Genomic DNA, 19,071 nt, shown 5'->3' with positions numbered 1-19,071 from the left:
TGGAAACTACGCTGTATTAAAGCCGCACAGGGATACCGCGCTCGCGCATGCGCTCCTTGGCCTGCTGCACTGTGAATTCGCCATAGTGGAAGATGCTGGCAGCTAGCACCGCATCGGCGCCGCCCTGCTGCACGCCATCTGCCAGGTGGTCCAGATTGCCCACGCCACCCGAGGCGATGACCGGCACGCCCACGGCATCGGCCACGGCACGGGTCAAGGCCAGGTCAAAGCCGGACTTGGTGCCGTCGCGGTCCATGCTGGTGAGCAAGATCTCTCCGGCGCCGCGCGCTGCCATGTCGCTGGCCCAGCGCACGGCGTCCATCCCGGTATTCTTGCGCCCGCCATGGCTGTAGACATCCCAGCCCTCGCCGCGCTCGATGACATCCTGGCCTTGGCGGCGCTTGGCGTCGATGGCGACGACGATGCACTGCGAACCGTAGCGGTCGCTGGCGGCGTTGATGACGGAAGGATCGGCAATGGCCGCCGAGTTGAAGCTGGTCTTGTCGGCACCGGCATTGAGCAGGCGCCGCACATCGGCCACCGTGCGCACACCGCCGCCAACGGTCAGCGGAATGAAGACCTGGCTGGCAACCGCCTCGATGATCGGCAAGATCAGGTCGCGGCCATCGCTGGTCGCGGTAATGTCGAGAAAGGTCAGCTCATCCGCGCCCTGGGTGTTGTAGCGTGCCGCAATTTCTACCGGGTCGCCGGCATCGCGCAGTTCGACAAAGTTGACACCTTTGACGACACGGCCGCCGGTGACGTCGAGGCAGGGAATGATGCGTTTGGCAAGCATGGAAGATCTCTTGGCAAATGGGAGCGGTGGCGATAGCGCCAGACGGGCAAAACGATAACACGCCCAGCCTGGGCGCGCAGACTGCGGGGCCAGAAAAAAGCCTGGTGCTGTTGGGCTACCAGGCTGGTGATTCATCAATGCACGCTGCGGCCGGTGCCGATCTGCCAGCGCCAGACATCTTCCATCATGCGGTCCAGCCCCAGCTGGGGTTGCCAACCCAGCTCGTTGCGGGCCCGCGAGATATCGGCCCAGCAGTGGGCAGCATCGCCGGCGCGGCGTGCGCCGATGCGGAAAGGCACTGCCCTGCCATTGGCATGCTCAAACGCGCGCACCAGGCCCAGCACCGAGGTGGGCTGGCCAGAGCCGATATTGAAGCGGGACAGTCCCGGATGGCTGCGCAGATACGGCAAGGTCGCCACATAGGCACGGGCCAAGTCCATCACATGCAGGTAGTCGCGCACGGGGGTGCCATCGGGCGTGGGGTAGTCACCGCCATAAATGCGCAGACCATCGCGCTTGCCGGCAGCTACCTGGGCCAGATAAGGCGCCACATGGGAGGACATGCGGGGTGGGTCTTCGGCAATCAAGCCGCTGTCATGGCAGCCCACAGCGTTGAAGCTGCGCAGCAAGGCCATGCGCCAGCGCTTGGGCGAGGCCTCATCGAGGCTGCTGAGCACCTGCTCGACCATCAGTGCCGTTTGGCCATAGGGTGTGCTGGCAGACAGCGGCGCGTCCTCTCGCACCGCTTGGGGTGCCGGATCACCGTAGACCACCGATGAGGAAGACACCACCAGATTGCGCAAACCGGCCGTCTGCATGGCGCGCAGCAGGCCAATGGTGCCCGACACATTGTTGTCATAGTAGCGCAGCGGCTCTCGCGCAGCATCGGCAGATGCGGTCAGGAATGCGCTGTGGATCACGGCATCGAAGTGCTGCTCATCGAACAGCTGCTCGAGCACTGCCACATCGCGCACATCGGCGTCGATGCAAGGCGGCGCAAAGCCGAGGATCTTGCCCAGCCGCGTGATGACTGAACGCCTGGCATTGCTGAAGTTATCCAGAATCAGGAACGGCACGCCGGCTTCGGCCAAAGCAACGCAGATATGAGAGCCAACATAGCCGGCTCCGCCAGTCACGAGTATCACAGGGGGGCTTTCAAAGAGGTCTTGCAGAATGCGCTATCCAAGATTTCTATGGATTCTGTCATCCTGCCAAGTGACCATTGTCCAATAAGCCACAGTTGTCTCAAACCTTTGTCGGTCGCCAGAAGCAGCTGCGGGTAACAACTAGCATTTGTTGACATTTTTCAAATTCGCAGTCACCACATGGACTTAAAAGAGCGGTGTAGTCCAGCTCCCACAGGCAAGCAGCGTGAGGATCGCAGAGATAGAATACAAATTGTTTCAATTAAAACAGACGTAAAAATGGCCACCCAGGGGTAGCCATTCCATTGTGCTTTGTTGCAGAGAGTTTCAGCGTCAGTCAGAAGCCTTCACTCAACTGGTCTGCGCGCTCCTGGGCGGCTGCAAAATCCAGGTCACCGGTGTAAATGGCGCGGCCGCAGATGACGCCTTCGACGCCTTCGGGCTCGGCCTTGCACAGCGCTTCGATATCCGCCATGCCCGACAGACCACCGGAGGCAATGACGGGGATCTTGATTGCCTGGGCCAGCTTGATGGTCGCTTCCATGTTGATGCCGCTGAGCATGCCGTCGCGGCCGATGTCGGTGTAGATGATCGATTCCACGCCCCAGTCCTCAAAGCGCTTGGCCGTTTCGATGACCGAGTGCTGGGTGATCTTGCTCCAGCCATCGGTGGCAACCATGCCATCCTTGGCATCAAGGCCAACGATGATATGGCCCGCAAAGGCCGTGCAGGCATTCTGCAGAAAGCCGGGGTCCTTGACTGCGGCGGTGCCGATGATCACGTACTGCATGCCCGCATCAATGTATTTTTCGATGGTGTCCAGATCGCGGATGCCGCCGCCCAGCTGCACCGGCAGCTCGTCACCGAACTCTTTCAGGATGGCCTTGATGACCGGCAGGTTCTTGGGCTGGCCGGCAAAGGCGCCATTGAGATCCACCAGATGCAGGCGGCGCGCGCCCGCGTCGAACCAGCGGCGGGCGACCGCAACCGGGTCTTCACCAAAAGTGGTGGATTGGTCCATATCGCCTTGCTTGAGGCGAACGCAGTGACCGTCCTTGAGGTCAATCGCAGGAATGAGCAGCATGGTAGTGGGCTGACGGTGAAAATTTAAGGATTCCAGTGCAGGAAGTTGCGGTAGAGCGCCAGGCCCTGGTCCGCACTTTTTTCTGGATGAAACTGGGTCGCGAAGATGTTGTCACGGCCAATGGCGCAGGCAAAGCGCTCGCCATACTCGGCCCAGCCGTGGCACTGGGCATCACTGGCGGGGGCCGCATAAAAGCTGTGGACAAAATAGAAATAGGACTGGTCGGGCACGCCTTGCCAAACCGGGTGCGGCTGGCCGCCATGGGCTTGTTGCTGCACCTGGTTCCAGCCCATTTGTGGCACCTTGAAGCGGCTGCCATCGGCCTGGGTGCGGCCCGCCAGCTGGAACTTGCGCACCTGGCCAGCAATCAGGCCCAGGCCCGGGGTATCGCCCTCTTCGCTGTGGTCCAGCAGCATCTGCATGCCCACGCAAACGCCGAACATCGGCTTGTTGCGGGCCGCTTCCAGCACGCTGTCCTGCAGGCCCGAGGCCTTGAGCTCGGCCATGCAGTCGCGCATGGCACCCTGGCCTGGCAACACGATGCGGGTGGCGGCACGCACCACCTCGGGGTCGGCCGTCACCACCACGGCCACGGACGAGCCCACAGCCGCCGCCTGCACGGCTTGCGACACCGAGCGCAGATTGCCCATGCCGTAGTCCACCACGGCAACGGTATTGGATGAAGTTGTCATAGCAAGAATGGAGTGTAGCGGCTGCCGCCAACGGCAGCTTACAGGGAGCCCTTGGTGGACGGTATCACGCCCGCCATGCGGGGATCATGCTCCAATGCGAAACGCAGCGCGCGCGCAAAGGCCTTGAAGATGGTCTCGCACTGGTGGTGGGCGTTGAAGCCCTTGAGGTTGTCGATGTGCAAGGTCACGCCGGCATGGTTCACAAAGCCCTGGAAGAACTCGTACACCAGCTGCGTATCGAGCTGGCCAATGCTGCCGGCCGTGAATTTCACATCCATGTGCAGACCCGGGCGGCCGGAGAAATCGATCACCACGCGGCTCAGCGCCTCATCGAGCGGCACATAGGCATGGCCATAGCGGCGGATGCCTTTTTTATCACCAATCGCATTGGCAAAGGCCTGGCCCAGCGTAATGCCGATGTCCTCGACGGTGTGGTGGCCGTCGATGTGCAGATCGCCTGCGCATTCAATGTCCAGGTCGATCAGACCATGGCGCGCAATCTGGTCGAGCATGTGGTCCAGAAAGCCGATGCCCGAATTCAGCCGGGCATGGCCCGTGCCGTCCAGGTCGACACGCACCTGGATGCGGGTCTCGGCGGTGTTGCGGGCCACTTCGGCCGTGCGGTGCAGCGGCGTGGCGGTCGATGGGGTGGGCACCAGATGGTTCATAGAGACTCCTTGAGCGCCGCCAGCATGCGGGCATTTTCTTCACGGGTGCCCACGGTCAGCCGCAGACACTGGGCCAGCAGCGGGTGCATGGCCGACACATTCTTGACGAGCACGCCACGCGCCTTCATCGCCGCCTGGGTCTTGCCCGCATCGTCCACGCGCATCAGCACCATATTAGCCTCCGACGGCCAGACCTGGCGCACGCCGCTGAGCGCCTGCAGCGCGTCGATGAGCGGCTGGCGTTCTGCGCGAATGGCGCGGGCCTGCTCGGCATAAAGCGCCTCGTTCTCCAGCGCAAAAATCGCCGTCTCGCAGTTGAGCACGCTGATGTTGTAGGGTGGGCGCACCTTGTCGATCTCGTTGACGATGACCGCCGGCCCCACCAGGTAGCCCAGGCGCGCACCGGCCAAGCCGAACTTGGACAGGGTGCGCATCAGCAGCACATGGGCATTGCGCGCGGGGTCGGCACGCATCTGGTCGATCCAGCTGCGGCTGGCAAAGGGCTGGTAAGCCTCGTCCATCACCACCAGGCCGCCCACGTCGGCCACCGCATCGATGACAGCCTGCACCTTGTCGTCATCCCACAAGGTGGCGGTCGGGTTGTTGGGGTAGGCGATATAGGTGATGGCGGGCTGGTGCGCGGCAATGGCGGCCTGCATCGCGGGCACATCCAGGTCAAAGTCTGCCGTCAGGTTGACGCCGACAAAGTCCAGGCCCTGCAGTTGGGCGGACATCGGGTACATCACGAAGCCCGGCATCGGCGCGAGCATCTTGGCGCGGCCCTCAGCATGGGGCTGCGCCGTGGCCAGCGCCAGCAAGGTGATGATCTCGTCCGAACCATTGCCCAGCAGCACGGCCGTGCCGGTCGGCGCGCCCACATAGTCGGCCAGCATTTTCTTGAGCGTCTCCAGACGCTCGCCCGGATAGCGGTTGATCTCCAGCGCGCCCAGCCGCTCGCCCAGCTTTTGCTGCAGCGCGTCGGGCAGGCGGTAGGGGTTCTCCATGGTGTCCATCTTCAGCAGACCCTTGGAATCTTGCACATGGTAGGCCTGCATGGCGCGCACATCGGCGCGGATGCGTTGCAAGGCCTGCTGAGACTTGTCTTGAGACGTCATCGGATCACTCTTTCACATCAGAAACATTCAGGCCTGGCCGTGGGCCGGTGCAGCCTGCCGCAACGGGTGCACGATGGTGACCCCGCCAAACTCGGCGCCATGGGGCAGGTGGAGGCTGAGCATCTGCTGGCAGCCACTGTGCTGGGCGCAGGCCACCGCCAGACAATCGCCAAAGTCCAAGGCATGGCGCGCCTGCACCGCCCAGGCCGTCTCCAACGTGGCGGCATCGGTCTTCCAGGGCGTCCAGCTTTGGTAGCGGCGGATGGCGGCGCGCGCATCGCCTTGGGGCATGGGGCTGGCCGCCGTGGTGACTTGGTCGTAGAACTCGCTCAGCGCCTGGTTGCCGGTGCGGCCGGTACGGTTGCTCCACAGCAGGTCGAGCCAGTCCAATGTGGCCTGGTAGAGCGCGGCGTCCGAGACGTTCTCTGCGGCGACCAGCACCGAGGTATCGACAAACACGGTGCTCATGCGCCCGCCTGCCCGGTCTTGCGGCGGCCGCCGATTTTGCGTGCCGCAGCGGCGCCACCCTGGGGCGTTGCGCCGCCTTGCCAGCTGCGCTCGTCCGTGCGCCAGGCCAGGTAGGCACGCTCGTAGGCGTCCTCGCGCTGCTGGAGCTCGGCCATAAAATCTCCTACCATGCGCGAGACGCTGGTGCCACGCCGCGCGGCCTCGACCCGGGCCCATTCCAGCACGCTGTCTTCCACAGTGATGGTGAGATTTTTCATGCGGCCGATTTTACACGAAATTCGTGCGGCACGAATTTCGTGTCGCCAATCCAGACTACAGCAATCGGACGTTGCGGCCACTATCATCTGGTCCTAAGCCATGCCACTCCTCACCGACCTTCTCCCGCAAGCCCCCCTATCCGCTGATCTGCCAGCCTTGACCCGCTTGCTGCAACAGCACCGCCCCTGGACTGTGCTGACCGGCGCGGGCGTGAGCACCGGCAGCGGCATCCCTGACTACCGCGATGCGCAAGGCGCCTGGAAACGCCCTGCCCCTGTGCGCTTTCAGGACTTTATGACCGAGACACTCACGCGCCAGCGCTACTGGGCGCGCAGCCTGGTCGGCTGGCCAGTGTTCTCGCAGGCCCAGCCCAATGCCGCGCACCAGGCACTGGCCCGGCTGGAGCAGGCAGGTTATGTGCAGGCAATCATCACCCAGAACGTCGATGGCCTGCACCAGCGCGCGGGCAGCCAGCGGGTGGTAGACCTGCATGGCCGGCTGGACCAGGTGGTCTGCATGGGCTGCGGCCAGCGCCTGGCGCGTGCTGACTTTCAGCACCAGCTGATGGCCGCCAACCCCGATTGGCAGCACCTGAGCGCCAGCGCCGCCCCCGATGGCGATGCCGATCTGGCTGGCGTGGACTTTGCCGCCTTTCAGGTGCCTGCCTGCCCTGCTTGCGGCGGCATCCTCAAGCCCGATGTCGTCTTTTACGGTGAAAACGTACCAGCCGCGCGCCGCCAGCAAGCCATGGACTACCTTGCCGCCAGCGGCGCGCTGCTGGTGGTGGGCAGCTCCTTGATGGTGTATTCGGGCCTGCGCTTTGTGCACGCAGCCAAGCAGGCCGGCTTGCCGGTGGCAGCCATCAACCTGGGCCAGATGCGCGATGACGCGCTGCTGGACCTCAAGCTGGCGCAGGCTTGCGCGCCCGCGCTGAGTGGTCTGGCTGACCTGCTGGCGCCCGGCCGCACGGATTGAGCTTTGATCCTGGGCCGCCGCGCCACGAACGGTAGAGAGTTCTGATAGGCCGATAGCCTACAGCTACACTAGCGGGCTTTACATAGCTTATGGCCCAGCCCCGGTGCCGCACCGCCCACTGCATGTCCCCTTCCGTTTCAGCCCCAGTTCAGCCGCACGACCACCAGAAAATGCTGCGCACCATGCTGGCCTTTGCCTGCCTGTATGCCCTGGCCTGGACCCTGTTCCCGCCGCTGCTGGCCCCCAGCTTTCCACTGGATGTGGTCGAGAGCCTGGGATGGGGGCGTGAGTGGCAATGGGGCTATTACAAGCACCCGCCACTGCCACCGATTGCGCTGCATGTGTCCTTTCTGGCACTGGGCCGCTGGGGCCCGTTTGCACTGAGCCAACTCTGCGTGGCGCTGACCTTGTGGCTGGTCTGGTTGACGGCCTGCCGCCTGGTGGGGCGCGAACGCGCCTTTATCGGCACGGTGCTGACGATGGGCGTGGCCTTCTACACCCGGCCTGCACTGGAGTTCAACCACAACATTGCGCAGATGCCCTTCTGGGCCGGCATCTGCTACTTTTACCTGGCCGCCTGGCAGGATGACAAGCGCTGGCAGTGGCTGATGCTGGGTCTGATGGCCGGCCTGGGCCTGTTGAGCAAATACTCCATCGGCCTGCTGCTGCTCTGCCTGGGCTTGTTTACCGTGCTGAGCCCCGCATGCAGCCTGCTGCGCCGCCCGGGCCCCTGGCTGGCCCTGCTGATGATGGCGCTGGTGTTTGCACCGCATCTGCTTTGGCTGCACAACAACGATTGGCTGCCTTTCTCGTATGCCAAGGACCGCTCCTCCAACCACTATGGCGAATCAGCCCGTGCAGGCGCGCTGGGCTTTTTGCTGACCCAGCTGCTCAACCACCTGCCGCTCCTGCTGGTGCTGCTGTTTGGGTTTTTGCGGCTGCGCTGGTCCAGGCTGCGCCCTGCCGTATCCGCCCCCTGGCAATGGCACAGCGCCAAGCCGGCCTACCTTTGCCTAATCGCGCTGGCCCCGGGTTTGCTGCTGGCCACCATGGGCATGGCGCTGGGCTTGCGTTTGCGCGATATGTGGGGTGTGCCGATGTGGCCTTTCAGCGGCGTGCTGGCTGCAGCGCTGATCCCCAGCGCCTGGCTGGCACCCATGCGCCCTTATCTGCTGCGCGGCATCATCGTGTGGCTCAGCTTGATTTCCGTGCTCTGTGGTTTGTACCTGTGGAAGATCTCGGACTTCCGCAAGAGCCCCGTGCGCAGCGACTGGCCCTCGGCTGCGCTGGCGCAGCAGGCTGAAGCCACCTGGAATTCACTGTCCAGCTGCCCGCTCGATACCGTGGCCAGCGATGCCTGGACCGGTGGCCTGGTCGCCATTAGCGCCAAAAGCCAACCGTCGGTGCTGATCCCTGGTGATCCGCGCCATTCACCATGGGCTACGGCCGAGCGCCTGCAGCAGCATGGCGCGCTGCGGATCTGGCAATTGGAAGAAGATGCGGATCGGGATGCCCCCACCGGGCCCTACCCGGTACTTGATGGGCTGCAGGGCATGCGCATGCATGAGGGCGCGTGGAGCATTCCCTGGCGCCGGGGCCAAAGCCGTACCCAGCTGGTGGTGCAGTGGCAGGCCTATGTGCCGGCGGCCTGCGATCGCCATTGAGGACGCTGCGCTGCCCCTGTCTTGATGACGCGGGGCAGCGTAGAACGATTTAACGTTTGATGCGCATCTCGGCCGCGCGTGCGTGGCCTTGCAGGCCTTCGCCATAAGCCAGCACCGCAGCGGTCTTGCCCAGCACCTGGGCACCGGCCTCGCTCACCTCGATCAGGCTGGAGCGCTTTTGGAAGTCGTAGACCCCCAGCGGCGACGAGAAACGGGCGGTGCCGCTGGTGGGCAGCACATGGTTGGGACCTGCGCAGTAGTCGCCCAGGCTTTCGCTGGTGTAGGCGCCCAGGAAGATCGCGCCCGCGTGCTTGAGCAGCGGCTCCCAGCGGTGCGGATCGCGGCTGGAGACCTCCAGGTGCTCGGGCGCAATGCGGTTGCTCAGCGCGCAGGCCTCCTCCATGTCACGCGTGAGGATCAGCGCGCCCCGGTCGGACAGGCTCTTGGCAATGATGGCCTTGCGCGGCATCTCGGGCAGTAGACGGTCGATCTCGCGCTGCACGGCATCCAGGTAGGCGGCATCGGGGCAGAGCAGAATCGACTGCGCCAGCTCATCATGCTCAGCCTGCGAGAACAGGTCCATCGCCACCCAGTCCGGCGGCGTCGTGCCATCGGCCAGCACCAGGATTTCACTGGGGCCGGCAATCATGTCGATGCCCACCAGGCCGAACACGCGCTTTTTGGCGCTGGCCACATAGGCATTGCCCGGGCCGGTGATCTTGTCCACCTTGGGGATGGTGGCGGTGCCATAAGCCAGCGCGGCCACGGCCTGCGCACCGCCAATGGTAAAGGCGCGGTGCACGCCGGCCACATAGGCAGCGGCCAGCACCAGCGGATTCTTCACGCCCTGGGGCGTGGGCACCACCATGATGATGTCTTCCACCCCGGCCACATGGGCGGGGATGGCGTTCATCAGCACGCTGCTGGGGTAGGCAGCCTTGCCACCGGGCACATAGATGCCCACGCGGTCCAGCGGCGTGACCTTCTGGCCCAGCAAGGTGCCGTCTTCGTCGCGGTAGCTCCAGCTCTCGCCATTGGCCTTTTTCTGGGCCTCGTGGTAGCTGCGCACGCGGCGCGCTGCGGATTCGAGTGCCTCGCGCTGCTCGGCCGGCAAGCCGTCAAACGCGGCTTTGAGCTCTTCCTTGCGCAGCTCCAGCGTCTGCATGCTGCCCGCTTGCAGGCCATCAAAGCGCGCGGTGTAGTCCAGCACGGCGGCATCACCGCGCTTTTGCACATCGGCCAGAATGTCGGCCACCCGCTGCTCAATAGCAGCATCCGTGTCTGCCGACCAATGCAGGCGCTGAGCAAAGTCATGCTCAAACTGGGCATCGGTGGTTGACAGACGGGCGGGGGTGGCAACGAATTCCATAGTGATTACCTTCTGACTCAGACACTTTTCAAACAGGCAGGTGCCAGCCTGCTGGGGGATGGTGGGAGCGGCTTAGCTGTTCTGTGCCACACCGGCTGCAAACACATCGATGATGTGGCGCAGGCGCTTTTGCTTGAGCTTGAGCGCCGCCTGGTTCACCACCAGGTGCGAGCTGATGTCGATAATGTGCTCGACTTCCTGCAGGTGGTTGGCGCGCAGGGTATTGCCGGTGCTCACCAGGTCAACGATGGCATCGGCCAGGCCGGTCAGCGGAGCCAGCTCCATGCTGCCGTAGAGCTTGATCAGGTCCACGTGCACGCCCTTGCGCGCAAAGAACTCGCGGGCGATCTGCGGGTACTTGGTGGCCACCCGCAGCCGTGCGCCGCGCTTGACCGCCTGGGCATAGTCAAAATCATTGCGCACCGCCACGCTCACGCGGCACTTGGCAATCTGCAGGTCCAGCGGCTGGAACAGGCCGTCACCGCCATGCTCCAGCAAGGTGTCCTTGCCGGTCACGCCCAGGTCGGCACCGCCGTATTGCACATAGGTGGGCACATCGGAGGCGCGCACCAGCACCACCTGTACATCGGGCTGGGTGGTGGCAAAAATCAGCTTGCGCGATTTTTCGGGGTCTTCCAGCACCTCGATGCCTGCGGCTGCCAGCAGCGGCAGGGTTTCGTCAAAAATGCGGCCTTTGGAGAGGGCCAAGGTGATCATGGTGGTGTTGTCCATGGGGCACTTTCGCCAGCGGCAGCCTGCGCATCCTTGCCGGATGGGGCTGGGCCAGCCTGGGTTGAAACAAGAAAAATCAGGCCTGCTGGGTAGCCCACTCGGCAGGGGTGTAGGTCTTCATCGACAGCGCATGCACCTCATCGGTGTGCATCTTCTGGCCCAAGGTGGCATAGACCAGCTGGTGGCGCTGGATCAGGCGCTTGCCCTCAAAGGCGGGCGACACGATGGTGGCAAACCAGTGGCGGCCATCGCCTTCGAGCGCGATATGCTCGCAGGCCAGGCCGGCGGTGATGATGTCTTGGAGGTCCTCAGCAGTCATTGCATGCTCTCACTTATTCGGTTCTAAATGCCTGCCAGCGGCTCCGTGGGGTGGGCTGCTGGCCAGGCGGCTGCAGCCACGCGGGCTGCAGCAGGTCGTCATCAGTTGCGGATCTTGTAGCCGGTGCGCAGCAGCTGCACGGCCAGCGCACTCACCAGCAGCCAGGCAATGGCCACAATGCCCAGGCTCAGCCAGGGGGAGGTATCGCTCTGGCCAAAGAAGCCGTAGCGGAAGCCGTCGATCATGTAGAAGAACGGGTTCAGGTGGCTGACCTTTTGCCAGAACGGGGGCAGCGACTGGATCGAATAGAACACGCCCGACAGAAAGGTCATCGGCACGATCACAAAGTTCTGGAACGCGGCCATCTGGTCAAACTTGTCTGCCCACAGGCCGGCGAGCAGGCCCAGGGTTCCCATCAGGCCTGCGCCCAGCACCGCAAACATCAGCACCCAGGGCAGCGACGCAAAATGCGGCGGCGCAAAGAACAAGGTGATCACATAGACGCCCAGGCCGACAGCCAGACCGCGCACGATGGAGGCGCCGACAAAGGCAAAGAACCAGCCCCAGTGCGACAGCGGCGTCAGCAGCACAAACACCAGGCTGCCCATGATCTTGCTTTGCACCAGGCTCGACGAGCTGTTGGCAAAGGCGTTCTGCAGCAGGCTCATCATCACCAGGCCCGGCACCAGGAACGCGGTGTAGCTGACATCGCTGAACACCGTCACCCGGCCTTGCAGCACATGGCCAAAAATCAGCAGGTAGAGCACGGCAGTCAGCACCGGCGCGGCCACGGTCTGGAAGCTCACCTTCCAAAAACGCAGCACTTCTTTGTAAAACAGGGTTTGCCAGCCGCTCATCGTGCCACTCCCGCACCCAGTTGCGTGGTGGCATGGTCCACCACGGCATCGCGCGCCATCACTTGCAAGAACACATCCTCCAGATCCGCGCGGCGGATCTCCAGGTCTTCCACCACCACGCCGGCAGTGCGCAGCTGCGCAAGGATGCGCTCCACATCCGCAGCGCTGCTGGCGGGCAGTTGCACAATGCGGCCGGTGATGCGCGCCTGGGCCGCCAGGTCCGCCGGCAGCAGGCCATCGGTCTTGAACTGCAGCACGTTCGAAGAGCTGCCCTGCAGCAGCTCTGCCATCGTCGACAGGGCCACCACATGGCCCGAGCGCAGCATCGCAATGCGGTTGCACAGCGCCTCGGCCTCTTCCAGGTAGTGGGTGGTGAGCAGCACCGTATGGCCCTGCTTGTTGAGCTTGCTGACGAACTGCCACAAGGTCTGGCGCAGTTCCACATCGACGCCGGCCGTGGGCTCATCGAGCACGATGATCGGCGGCTTGTGTACCAGCGCCTGGGCCACCAGCACGCGGCGCTTCATGCCACCCGAGAGCTGGCGCATATTGGCGGTGGCCTTGTCGGCCAGCCCCAGGCTTTCAAGCAACTCATCGATCCAGGCATCGTTGTTCTTCACACCGAAGTAGCCGGACTGGATGCGCAGTGATTCGCGCACATTGAAAAAGGGATCAAAAACCAGTTCCTGGGGCACGATGCCGAGCTTGCGGCGCGCGTTGGCGTAATCCTCACGCACGTCGCTGCCCAGCACCTTGACCGAGCCACTGCTGGCGCGGGCCAGGCCGGCCAGAATACTGATCATGGTGGTCTTGCCCGCGCCGTTGGGACCGAGCAGGCCAAAGAACTCCCCTTCCTCAATATCGAGGCTGACGTTGTTCAATGCCTGGAAGGGCCCCTTGGCGGTCTGGTAGACCTTGGAGACGGATTGGAATGCGATGGCGGACATGAGTCGGCCATTGTAGGCGCAGCGGCCAGATGCCGCTGGGCTGGGGGTTCAATGCGCCGCTGGGGGCTGCAGCAGGCCATCCACGCCATAGAGACGCGCCAGCGACAGCAGCGGCGCCGACATGCCGCTCAGCTGCAGTGGCCGGCCAGCTGCCAGTGCCGCACGGCGCCCGCCCAGCAAAACTGCCAGTGCCGAGGAGTCAAACACCACCAGCGCGCTGGCATCGACCTGCGCCGGCGCGCCCGTGGGCAGCTGGGCCATGTCCGCCTGCAGTTGCTGCAGGCAGGCCTGGGCCTGCACCTGGGTCAGAGTCGAAGGCAGACTGAACATGGCGGGCGCTTATTTCTTGCCGGCGTTGGCCTTGTTACGGGCCGCGATCGAGTCGATCAGCGTCTGGGGGCTGCCGCCTGGCTTGTTCAGCTCTTCCTGGAACTGGTTGCGGTAGGTTTCCACCATCCAGATCCCCATCACGTTCAGGTTGTAGATCTTCCAGCCCATGCCTTGACCGGGGGTCTTCTGCAGGCGGTAGTCAAGCTGGATCGGGTCACCTCGGCCCAGGATCTCCGAGCGCACCACCACCTCTTTGTCGCCGGCCTGCATGCGCACGGGCTTGACGTTGATGGTCTGGTCGCTCACCTGGTGCAGCGCACCGGCGTAGGTGTTGACCATCAGCTTCTTGAACTCATCCTGCAGTTGCTGCTGCTGAGATGCGGTCGCAGTACGCCACTTGGGGCCCACGGCCGAGGCCATCATGCGGCGGAAGTCCACATTGGGCATCACCACGCTGTCGACATACGAGGTGATCTTGGAGACATCGCCATTGCGGATCGCCTGGTCAGTCTTCAAGGTGTTCAGTACTTCATCCGACAACTGTTTGATCATGGCGTCGGGCGCCATGTCTGCGGCGCTGGCGACCAGCGGGGTCGATGCCATACAAACCACGGCAGCCACGGCGGCGGAATACTGCATCCATGCGCGACGATTCATCATATGCGTTCCTTTCAGCCCGGGTCTGTGATTCAGACTTGGACCATTTTTGATGCTGAGGCGGCCACGCAGTTGCATGCACCGCCATATTTCTTGTAAGCCTTTATAACTTCGGCTTATTTGACATTACCCTGGGGTTGCGGCTCAGCAGCGGACTCGTTCATCCACTGGGTTTCGTCCTCTTCTTCGCCCGCCTTGGTAGCGTTCTGGCGCAACTGCAAATAGGCATCACGTGTGAAGCTGTACTTGTCGAGCGCTGCGGATTGCACCAGCGAGGTGGTGCCCAGCAGGTTGGCGCGGGTGTTGACGATACGCAGGCCGGTCAGCGAGTTGCGCACCGGCACATCGTTGATCGAGCTGACGACATTGCCTTGCCAGTCCACCACCATGCCGGCGGAATCGCGGATGGTCGAGGGGCCGAGCAATGGCCAGACGATGTAGGCACCGGCGGGCATGCCGTAGCGTGCCAGGGTCAGGCCAAAGTCCTGCTTATGGCGCTCGATATCCATCTCACTGGCGACGTCGATCAGACCGCCCAGACCAAACACGGTGTTGGTGGTAAAGCGCACCACGCTGTTGTAGGTGCCCTCGCCCTTGAGCTGCAGCGCATTGTTCACCGCCGACCACAGGTCACCCAGGTTGGCAAAGAAGTTGGTCACCGCAGTACGCACCACGGTGGGCGTCACATCGCGGTAGCCGGTGGCCACGGGCTCAAGCACCGCGCTGTCAACGGCATCGTTGAAGCTGAACATGGCCCGGTTGTAGGGCTCCAGCGGATCGCGGGGGTTGGCGCCAGGGCCGCTGGCACAGCCGGCCAGCATTGCAGCCAGGCCCAGGGTGGACGCCAGCATCCAGCTGCGTGCGTGTTGCTTATTGGTTGGATAACGCATCATCGTTCTCGTTTTTTGCTTGTGTTATTCGGCGGCTTTGGGTGCGGAACTCTCCGAGGCCTTGCCATACAGGAACTGGCCGATCAGATTTTCCAGCACGATGGCCGATTGTGTATTGGTGACGGTATCACCACTGACCAAGGGCTTTTCATCAAAGCCGGCCTCGACACCCACATACTGGTCGCCCAGCAGGCCGCTGGTGAGGATCTTGAAGGAGCTGTCCTTGGGGAAGGCATAGCCATTGGTCAGCTCGATGTGGACATCGGCCTGGAAGGTCTGGTCGTTGAAGCCAATGCTTTTGACGCGGCCGACCTTGACACCGGCGCTGCGCACCGCAGCCTGGGGCTTGAGCCCACCAATGTTGTCAAAGCGGGCAGTGACCTCATAGCCTTTGTTGAAATCCAGGGTCAGCAGGTTGCCTGCGCGCAAGGCCAGGAACACCAGCGCGGCGGCGCCCAGCATGACAAACAGGCCAACCCAGATATCGGTTTTGGAGGGCTGCATATGCGAATCCGTTTCTCTTTTCTATCGATAGGTAGGCGTCAGATGCTGAACATCATCGCGGTGAGCATGAAATCCAGCGCCAACACCGACAACGACGCCATGACCACGGTGCGCGTGGTGGCACGCGAGACACCTTCGGGGGTGGGCTTGGCAACAAAGCCTTGGAGCAAGGCGACAAAGGTCACCGTGATGCCGAACACCATGCTCTTGATCACGCCATTGCCCAAATCCTGGAACACATCGACACCGCTTTGCATCTGGCCCCAGAAGGCGCCTCCATCGATGCCCAGCATCAAGACGCCAACAATCCAGCCGCCCATGATGCCGATGGCACTGAACACCGCAGCCAGCAAAGGCATCGCAATCAGGCCGGCCCAAAAGCGCGGGGCCAGAATGCGCTCGACCGGATCGACGGCCATCATCTCCATTGCAGACAGCTGCTCACCCGCCTTCATCAGGCCGATCTCGGCCGTCAACGCGGTGCCGGCGCGGCCAGCAAACAGCAGGGCCGTCACCACCGGACCGAGCTCGCGCAGCAGGGTCAGGGCCACCATCATGCCCACCGCCTCGGCCGAGCCGTAGCGCTGCAGGATGTAGTAGCCCTGCAGGCCCAGCACAAAGCCGACAAACAGGCCCGACACACCAATGATGGCCAGCGAGTAATTGCCCAGAAAATGGATCTGGTCGCGCAACAGCCCCGGGCGCCGGATCACATAGCCCAGACCGGCCAGCAGGCGCAGCAGCAGGCGCGTGGCCTGGCCAACTGCCGCCGCCTTGGAGCGCAGCGCAAAACCAATATCGGCAGGGTGCCACCAACGCATCAGCGGCCTCCTTTCGCGGCAGGAATTCCAAAGTCTTCATCCATGCTGGGCCCTTGCACATGGAAAGGCACCGGCCCCTGCGGCAGTGCATGGACAAACTGGTGCACCAGCGGATCGCTGCTGGCACGCACCTCGTCGGGCGTGCCCTGCGCCGCCACCACGCCGGGGCCCAGGATGATCACCTGGTCGGCCAGCTTGAAGGTCTCTTCCAGATCGTGTGAGACGATGATGCTGGTGAGGCCCAAGGCGTCATTGAGCTCGCGGATCAGCTGCGCCGAGGTGCCCAGCGAGATCGGGTCCAGCCCGGCGAAGGGCTCGTCATACATGATGAATTCAGGGTCCAGCGCCATCGCACGGGCCAGCGCCACACGCCGGGCCATGCCGCCAGAGATTTGCGAGGGCATCAGATCGCGCGCACCGCGCAGGCCCACGGCCTGCAGCTTCATCAGCACGATGTCGCGCACCATCGCATCGGACAGCTTGGTGTGCTCGCGCAGCGGAAAGGCCACGTTCTCGAACACCGTCATGTCGGTGAACAGCGCGCCAAACTGGAACAGCATGCCCATGCGGCGCCGCGCAGCATAGAGCTGCGCCTGGCTCATCGCTCCCACATCCTGGCCGTCGAGCAGCACCTGCCCGGCCTGCGCACGGGCCTGGCCGCCTATCAGGCGCAGCACCGTGGTCTTGCCGCCACCGGATGCCCCCATCAGCGCCGTCACCTTGCCGCGCGGAATGGTCAACGACACATCGCGCAGGATGGTGCGGTCACCATAGCCAAAGGTGACATTGCGCAGTTCGACAAGAGGTGGTGCAGCAGAAGATTGCATAGAAAAGCCGGCAATATCCGGCATCGTCATCATAAGAGGGGGCAGGGCTCTTTTCTGTAGTCAGTTGCCGCAGCGCAGACCCTCAAGCTTACGGCTTGTAACAAACATTCATGAATGTATTTATACGGGCAGATCGTACCCCGGATGCGCTAAGCCCCGCAAGGCAACAGGCTATTGCTGTCAGTAGCGTGATCGGCTTGGCCTACAGCATCGCACAGGCGGTTTCTCAGTCCATTGAGCACAGCGTCAACAACGGTGAGAAGCGCCCGTGATTAAAGCATATTGTCCAAAAAGGAACGAATGCGCGGATGGCTGCAGTCTTCAAAGAAGGCGCGGGCTGGCTTGGCCTCGATCAGGGCGCCCTGGTCCATGAATACCACGGTATTGGCCACCTCACGGGCAAAGCCCATTTCATGGGTGACCACCAGCATGGTCATGTGCTCCTCGGCCAGCTGGCGCATGGTGCGCAGCACTTCGCCGGTCAGCTCCGGGTCCAGTGCCGAGGTCGGCTCGTCAAACAGCATGATGTCCGGCTCCATGGCCAGCGCCCGGGCAATGGCCACGCGCTGTTTTTGGCCGCCCGACAGCCGCGCCGGATAGGCATCGGCCTTCTCCAGCAGACCCACCTTGCGCAGCAGCTCCTGGGCCTTGGGCATGATCTGCTCGCGCGTCAGGCCCTTGACGACCATCGGCGCCTCGGTGATGTTGTCGATCACCGACAGGTGCGGGAACAGGTTGAAGCCCTGGAACACCATGCCCATGCGGCGCAGAATGGCGCGCATCTGGGCATCTGGTGCGTACTGGGCCTGGCCCTGTGCATTGGTGCTGACGAGGGTCTGGCCCTCGACCACCACCGAGCCCGAATCGATCACCTCAAGGTGGTTCAAGCAGCGCAGAAAAGTGCTCTTGCCCGAACCTGATGGGCCGATCACCGCCATCACCTCGCCCTTGTGGATATCCAGCGAGACGCGCTTGAGCACCTCGTTGCCGTTGAAGGCCTTGCAGATATCGCGCGCCTGCACCATCACCGGGGTGCCCATGTCATTGCCTGTCATTGCCATACTCCTGCGCTGTTCGCTGCTACTGCTTGGTGCCCATTCATCGTTACGCACTGTTCAGGCGTCATATTTGGCATAGCGCTTTTCCAGGCGGTTGAAGCCCCAGGTCAGCACCAGGGTCATCAGCAGGTAGAAGGCGGCCGCCACCACAAAGGGCGTGGTGGTGAAGTCGCGCTGAACAATGCCGCGCGCGGCGCGCAGCAGGTCGTTGAGGGCGAGCACATAGATCAGCGAGGTGTCCTTGACCAGGGTGATGGTCTCGTTGCTGACCGGCGGCAGGATGGTGCGCACCATCTGCGGCAGCACAATGCGGCGCATGGTCTGGCTGTAGGACAGGCCCAGCACCTTGGCGCCTTCGTACTGGCCCCGGTCCACGCTCTGGATACCGGCGCGGAAGATCTCCGCAAAATAGGCCGCATAGTTGAGCGCGAAGGCCACGACGGCCGAAGGGAAGTCCGGCAGGCGCACGCCGATCACCGGCACAAACGGCAGCGCGAAGTAGATGAACAGCAGCTGCAGCATCAGCGGCGTGCCGCGCATCAGCCAGATATAGGCCTCGACAAAGCGCGCCAGCGCCTTGAAGCGCGAGATGCGCGCCAACGCCAGGGCCAGACCCAGTGGCACCGACAGCGCCAGGGTGATGAAGAACAGCTTGAGAGTCACCAGGGCGCCGTTTGACAGCGGCCCCAGCATTGAAATTACATAATCCATCGATGGCCTTCAGGGTGGCACCGGCTCCGCGGGCCTGGTTGCCACAGGCACGAGTGCCTTGGAACGCGTTGGCGCTCCCGGTCTGGCACTCCTGTCATAAAAATCCGTTCTGGCCGCCTGGCAGCGCCCAGCGCTGCGGCGGCCATGGGCCGTGCCCAAAAGCACAAGACCGGCACGCTGTGCC

At 63.2% G+C, this 19,071-nt stretch carries 23 protein-coding genes; 2 read left to right on the top strand and 21 right to left on the bottom strand.

The features are described 5' to 3' along the window. Positions 1-16 precede the first annotated feature (16 nt). From hisF to LPW39_RS00900, 8 genes are all read right to left on the bottom strand, one after another. Positions 17-796 (bottom strand): imidazole glycerol phosphate synthase subunit HisF, encoded by a 780-nt coding sequence (gene hisF, locus LPW39_RS00935; RefSeq protein ID WP_230770563.1) that lies wholly within the window; start codon positions 794-796, stop codon positions 17-19. 134 nt (positions 797-930) lie between these two features. After that, a complete protein-coding gene (galE, locus tag LPW39_RS00930; RefSeq protein ID WP_230770561.1) occupies positions 931-1,941 on the bottom strand; it encodes a UDP-glucose 4-epimerase GalE in 1,011 nt (336 codons plus the stop codon). Between the two features lie 337 nt (positions 1,942-2,278). Continuing rightward, the gene (gene hisA, locus LPW39_RS00925; protein ID WP_230770559.1) at positions 2,279-3,025 is read right to left on the bottom strand and encodes a 1-(5-phosphoribosyl)-5-[(5-phosphoribosylamino)methylideneamino]imidazole-4-carboxamide isomerase; all 747 of its coding nucleotides are present in this window, start codon (positions 3,023-3,025) and stop codon (positions 2,279-2,281) included. Positions 3,026-3,048: 23 nt separating this feature from the next. Beyond that, positions 3,049-3,717, bottom strand: a complete 669-nt coding sequence (gene hisH, locus LPW39_RS00920; RefSeq protein WP_230770558.1) for an imidazole glycerol phosphate synthase subunit HisH — start codon at positions 3,715-3,717, stop codon at positions 3,049-3,051. A gap of 38 nt (positions 3,718-3,755) precedes the next feature. After that, on the bottom strand, positions 3,756-4,385 hold the full coding sequence (gene hisB, locus LPW39_RS00915) for an imidazoleglycerol-phosphate dehydratase HisB (RefSeq protein WP_230770556.1): 630 nt from the start codon (positions 4,383-4,385) through the stop codon (positions 3,756-3,758). Further along, positions 4,382-5,500, bottom strand: coding sequence for a histidinol-phosphate transaminase (gene hisC / locus LPW39_RS00910; RefSeq protein ID WP_230770554.1), 1,119 nt, complete (start codon positions 5,498-5,500; stop codon positions 4,382-4,384). Before hisC ends, hisB begins: the two co-directional genes overlap by 4 nt. A 27-nt stretch (positions 5,501-5,527) precedes the next feature. Beyond that, positions 5,528-5,968, bottom strand: a complete 441-nt coding sequence (locus LPW39_RS00905; RefSeq protein ID WP_230770552.1) for a PIN domain-containing protein — start codon at positions 5,966-5,968, stop codon at positions 5,528-5,530. After that, positions 5,965-6,225 carry a DUF6364 family protein gene (locus tag LPW39_RS00900; RefSeq protein ID WP_230770549.1) on the bottom strand — a complete coding sequence of 87 codons (261 nt, stop codon included), beginning with the start codon at positions 6,223-6,225 and terminating at the stop codon, positions 5,965-5,967. The genes LPW39_RS00905 and LPW39_RS00900 overlap by 4 nt, the downstream gene beginning before the upstream one ends. Before the next feature lie 100 nt (positions 6,226-6,325). Between LPW39_RS00900 and LPW39_RS00895 the strand changes: the two genes are divergently transcribed. Next, positions 6,326-7,201, top strand: coding sequence for an NAD-dependent protein deacetylase (locus LPW39_RS00895; protein ID WP_230770548.1), 876 nt, complete (start codon positions 6,326-6,328; stop codon positions 7,199-7,201). A gap of 170 nt (positions 7,202-7,371) precedes the next feature. After that, positions 7,372-8,865: a glycosyltransferase family 39 protein gene (locus LPW39_RS00890; RefSeq protein ID WP_230770546.1), complete on the top strand. Its 1,494-nt coding sequence runs from the start codon at positions 7,372-7,374 to the stop codon at positions 8,863-8,865. Between the two features lie 49 nt (positions 8,866-8,914). Here the strand turns inward: LPW39_RS00890 and hisD are convergent, their stop codons facing one another. From hisD to LPW39_RS00825, 13 genes are all read right to left on the bottom strand, one after another. Beyond that, the gene (hisD, locus tag LPW39_RS00885) at positions 8,915-10,234 is read right to left on the bottom strand and encodes a histidinol dehydrogenase (RefSeq protein ID WP_230770545.1); all 1,320 of its coding nucleotides are present in this window, start codon (positions 10,232-10,234) and stop codon (positions 8,915-8,917) included. Positions 10,235-10,306: 72 nt separating this feature from the next. Then, complete coding sequence (gene hisG / locus LPW39_RS00880) at positions 10,307-10,951, bottom strand: ATP phosphoribosyltransferase (RefSeq protein ID WP_230770780.1); 645 nt, start codon at positions 10,949-10,951, stop codon at positions 10,307-10,309. Positions 10,952-11,042: 91 nt separating this feature from the next. Next, positions 11,043-11,285 carry a BolA family protein gene (locus tag LPW39_RS00875; RefSeq protein WP_230770544.1) on the bottom strand — a complete coding sequence of 81 codons (243 nt, stop codon included), beginning with the start codon at positions 11,283-11,285 and terminating at the stop codon, positions 11,043-11,045. Between the two features lie 101 nt (positions 11,286-11,386). Further along, the gene (locus LPW39_RS00870; protein ID WP_133856877.1) at positions 11,387-12,142 is read right to left on the bottom strand and encodes an ABC transporter permease; all 756 of its coding nucleotides are present in this window, start codon (positions 12,140-12,142) and stop codon (positions 11,387-11,389) included. After that, entirely contained in the window at positions 12,139-13,089 is a 951-nt protein-coding gene (locus LPW39_RS00865; protein ID WP_021026080.1) for an ABC transporter ATP-binding protein, read from the bottom strand. The genes LPW39_RS00870 and LPW39_RS00865 overlap by 4 nt, the downstream gene beginning before the upstream one ends. A gap of 48 nt (positions 13,090-13,137) precedes the next feature. After that, positions 13,138-13,419 (bottom strand): STAS domain-containing protein, encoded by a 282-nt coding sequence (locus LPW39_RS00860; protein ID WP_230770543.1) that lies wholly within the window; start codon positions 13,417-13,419, stop codon positions 13,138-13,140. 9 nt (positions 13,420-13,428) lie between these two features. Further along, positions 13,429-14,079 carry an MlaC/ttg2D family ABC transporter substrate-binding protein gene (locus LPW39_RS00855; protein WP_230770542.1) on the bottom strand — a complete coding sequence of 217 codons (651 nt, stop codon included), beginning with the start codon at positions 14,077-14,079 and terminating at the stop codon, positions 13,429-13,431. Between the two features lie 113 nt (positions 14,080-14,192). Further along, on the bottom strand, positions 14,193-14,966 hold the full coding sequence (locus LPW39_RS00850; protein ID WP_407928769.1) for an MlaA family lipoprotein: 774 nt from the start codon (positions 14,964-14,966) through the stop codon (positions 14,193-14,195). 24 nt (positions 14,967-14,990) lie between these two features. Further along, positions 14,991-15,470 carry an outer membrane lipid asymmetry maintenance protein MlaD gene (gene mlaD / locus LPW39_RS00845; protein ID WP_021026084.1) on the bottom strand — a complete coding sequence of 160 codons (480 nt, stop codon included), beginning with the start codon at positions 15,468-15,470 and terminating at the stop codon, positions 14,991-14,993. A gap of 38 nt (positions 15,471-15,508) precedes the next feature. Further along, on the bottom strand, positions 15,509-16,291 hold the full coding sequence (gene mlaE, locus LPW39_RS00840; RefSeq protein WP_133856882.1) for a lipid asymmetry maintenance ABC transporter permease subunit MlaE: 783 nt from the start codon (positions 16,289-16,291) through the stop codon (positions 15,509-15,511). Further along, the gene (locus LPW39_RS00835; RefSeq protein ID WP_230770537.1) at positions 16,291-17,118 is read right to left on the bottom strand and encodes an ABC transporter ATP-binding protein; all 828 of its coding nucleotides are present in this window, start codon (positions 17,116-17,118) and stop codon (positions 16,291-16,293) included. The genes mlaE and LPW39_RS00835 overlap by 1 nt, the downstream gene beginning before the upstream one ends. Before the next feature lie 272 nt (positions 17,119-17,390). Beyond that, on the bottom strand, positions 17,391-18,179 hold the full coding sequence (locus tag LPW39_RS00830; RefSeq protein WP_456236971.1) for an amino acid ABC transporter ATP-binding protein: 789 nt from the start codon (positions 18,177-18,179) through the stop codon (positions 17,391-17,393). 54 nt (positions 18,180-18,233) lie between these two features. Next, positions 18,234-18,887, bottom strand: coding sequence for an amino acid ABC transporter permease (locus tag LPW39_RS00825; RefSeq protein WP_021026088.1), 654 nt, complete (start codon positions 18,885-18,887; stop codon positions 18,234-18,236). Positions 18,888-19,071: the final 184 nt, after the last annotated feature.

Source organism: Comamonas koreensis, assembly GCF_021026195.1.
Taxonomy (GTDB): domain Bacteria; phylum Pseudomonadota; class Gammaproteobacteria; order Burkholderiales; family Burkholderiaceae_C; genus Comamonas; species Comamonas koreensis.
This window is presented reverse-complemented; position numbering and strand designations above follow the sequence as displayed.

Coding starts and splice junctions, on each gene's coding strand:
- hisF (WP_230770563.1), bottom strand. CDS start 796: ATGCTTGCCAAACGCATCATTCCCTGCCTCGACGTCACCGGCGGCCGT.
- hisA (WP_230770559.1), bottom strand. CDS start 3,025: ATGCTGCTCATTCCTGCGATTGACCTCAAGGACGGTCACTGCGTTCGC.
- hisH (WP_230770558.1), bottom strand. CDS start 3,717: ATGACAACTTCATCCAATACCGTTGCCGTGGTGGACTACGGCATGGGC.
- hisB (WP_230770556.1), bottom strand. CDS start 4,385: ATGAACCATCTGGTGCCCACCCCATCGACCGCCACGCCGCTGCACCGC.
- hisC (WP_230770554.1), bottom strand. CDS start 5,500: ATGACGTCTCAAGACAAGTCTCAGCAGGCCTTGCAACGCATCCGCGCC.
- LPW39_RS00905 (WP_230770552.1), bottom strand. CDS start 5,968: ATGAGCACCGTGTTTGTCGATACCTCGGTGCTGGTCGCCGCAGAGAAC.
- LPW39_RS00900 (WP_230770549.1), bottom strand. CDS start 6,225: ATGAAAAATCTCACCATCACTGTGGAAGACAGCGTGCTGGAATGGGCC.
- LPW39_RS00895 (WP_230770548.1), top strand. CDS start 6,326: ATGCCACTCCTCACCGACCTTCTCCCGCAAGCCCCCCTATCCGCTGAT.
- LPW39_RS00890 (WP_230770546.1), top strand. CDS start 7,372: ATGCTGCGCACCATGCTGGCCTTTGCCTGCCTGTATGCCCTGGCCTGG.
- hisD (WP_230770545.1), bottom strand. CDS start 10,234: ATGGAATTCGTTGCCACCCCCGCCCGTCTGTCAACCACCGATGCCCAG.
- hisG (WP_230770780.1), bottom strand. CDS start 10,951: ATGATCACCTTGGCCCTCTCCAAAGGCCGCATTTTTGACGAAACCCTG.
- LPW39_RS00875 (WP_230770544.1), bottom strand. CDS start 11,285: ATGACTGCTGAGGACCTCCAAGACATCATCACCGCCGGCCTGGCCTGC.
- LPW39_RS00870 (WP_133856877.1), bottom strand. CDS start 12,142: ATGAGCGGCTGGCAAACCCTGTTTTACAAAGAAGTGCTGCGTTTTTGG.
- LPW39_RS00865 (WP_021026080.1), bottom strand. CDS start 13,089: ATGTCCGCCATCGCATTCCAATCCGTCTCCAAGGTCTACCAGACCGCC.
- LPW39_RS00860 (WP_230770543.1), bottom strand. CDS start 13,419: ATGTTCAGTCTGCCTTCGACTCTGACCCAGGTGCAGGCCCAGGCCTGC.
- LPW39_RS00855 (WP_230770542.1), bottom strand. CDS start 14,079: ATGATGAATCGTCGCGCATGGATGCAGTATTCCGCCGCCGTGGCTGCC.
- LPW39_RS00850 (WP_407928769.1), bottom strand. CDS start 14,966: ATGCGTTATCCAACCAATAAGCAACACGCACGCAGCTGGATGCTGGCG.
- mlaD (WP_021026084.1), bottom strand. CDS start 15,470: ATGCAGCCCTCCAAAACCGATATCTGGGTTGGCCTGTTTGTCATGCTG.
- mlaE (WP_133856882.1), bottom strand. CDS start 16,291: ATGCGTTGGTGGCACCCTGCCGATATTGGTTTTGCGCTGCGCTCCAAG.
- LPW39_RS00835 (WP_230770537.1), bottom strand. CDS start 17,118: ATGCAATCTTCTGCTGCACCACCTCTTGTCGAACTGCGCAATGTCACC.
- LPW39_RS00830 (WP_456236971.1), bottom strand. CDS start 18,179: ATGGCAATGACAGGCAATGACATGGGCACCCCGGTGATGGTGCAGGCG.
- LPW39_RS00825 (WP_021026088.1), bottom strand. CDS start 18,887: ATGGATTATGTAATTTCAATGCTGGGGCCGCTGTCAAACGGCGCCCTG.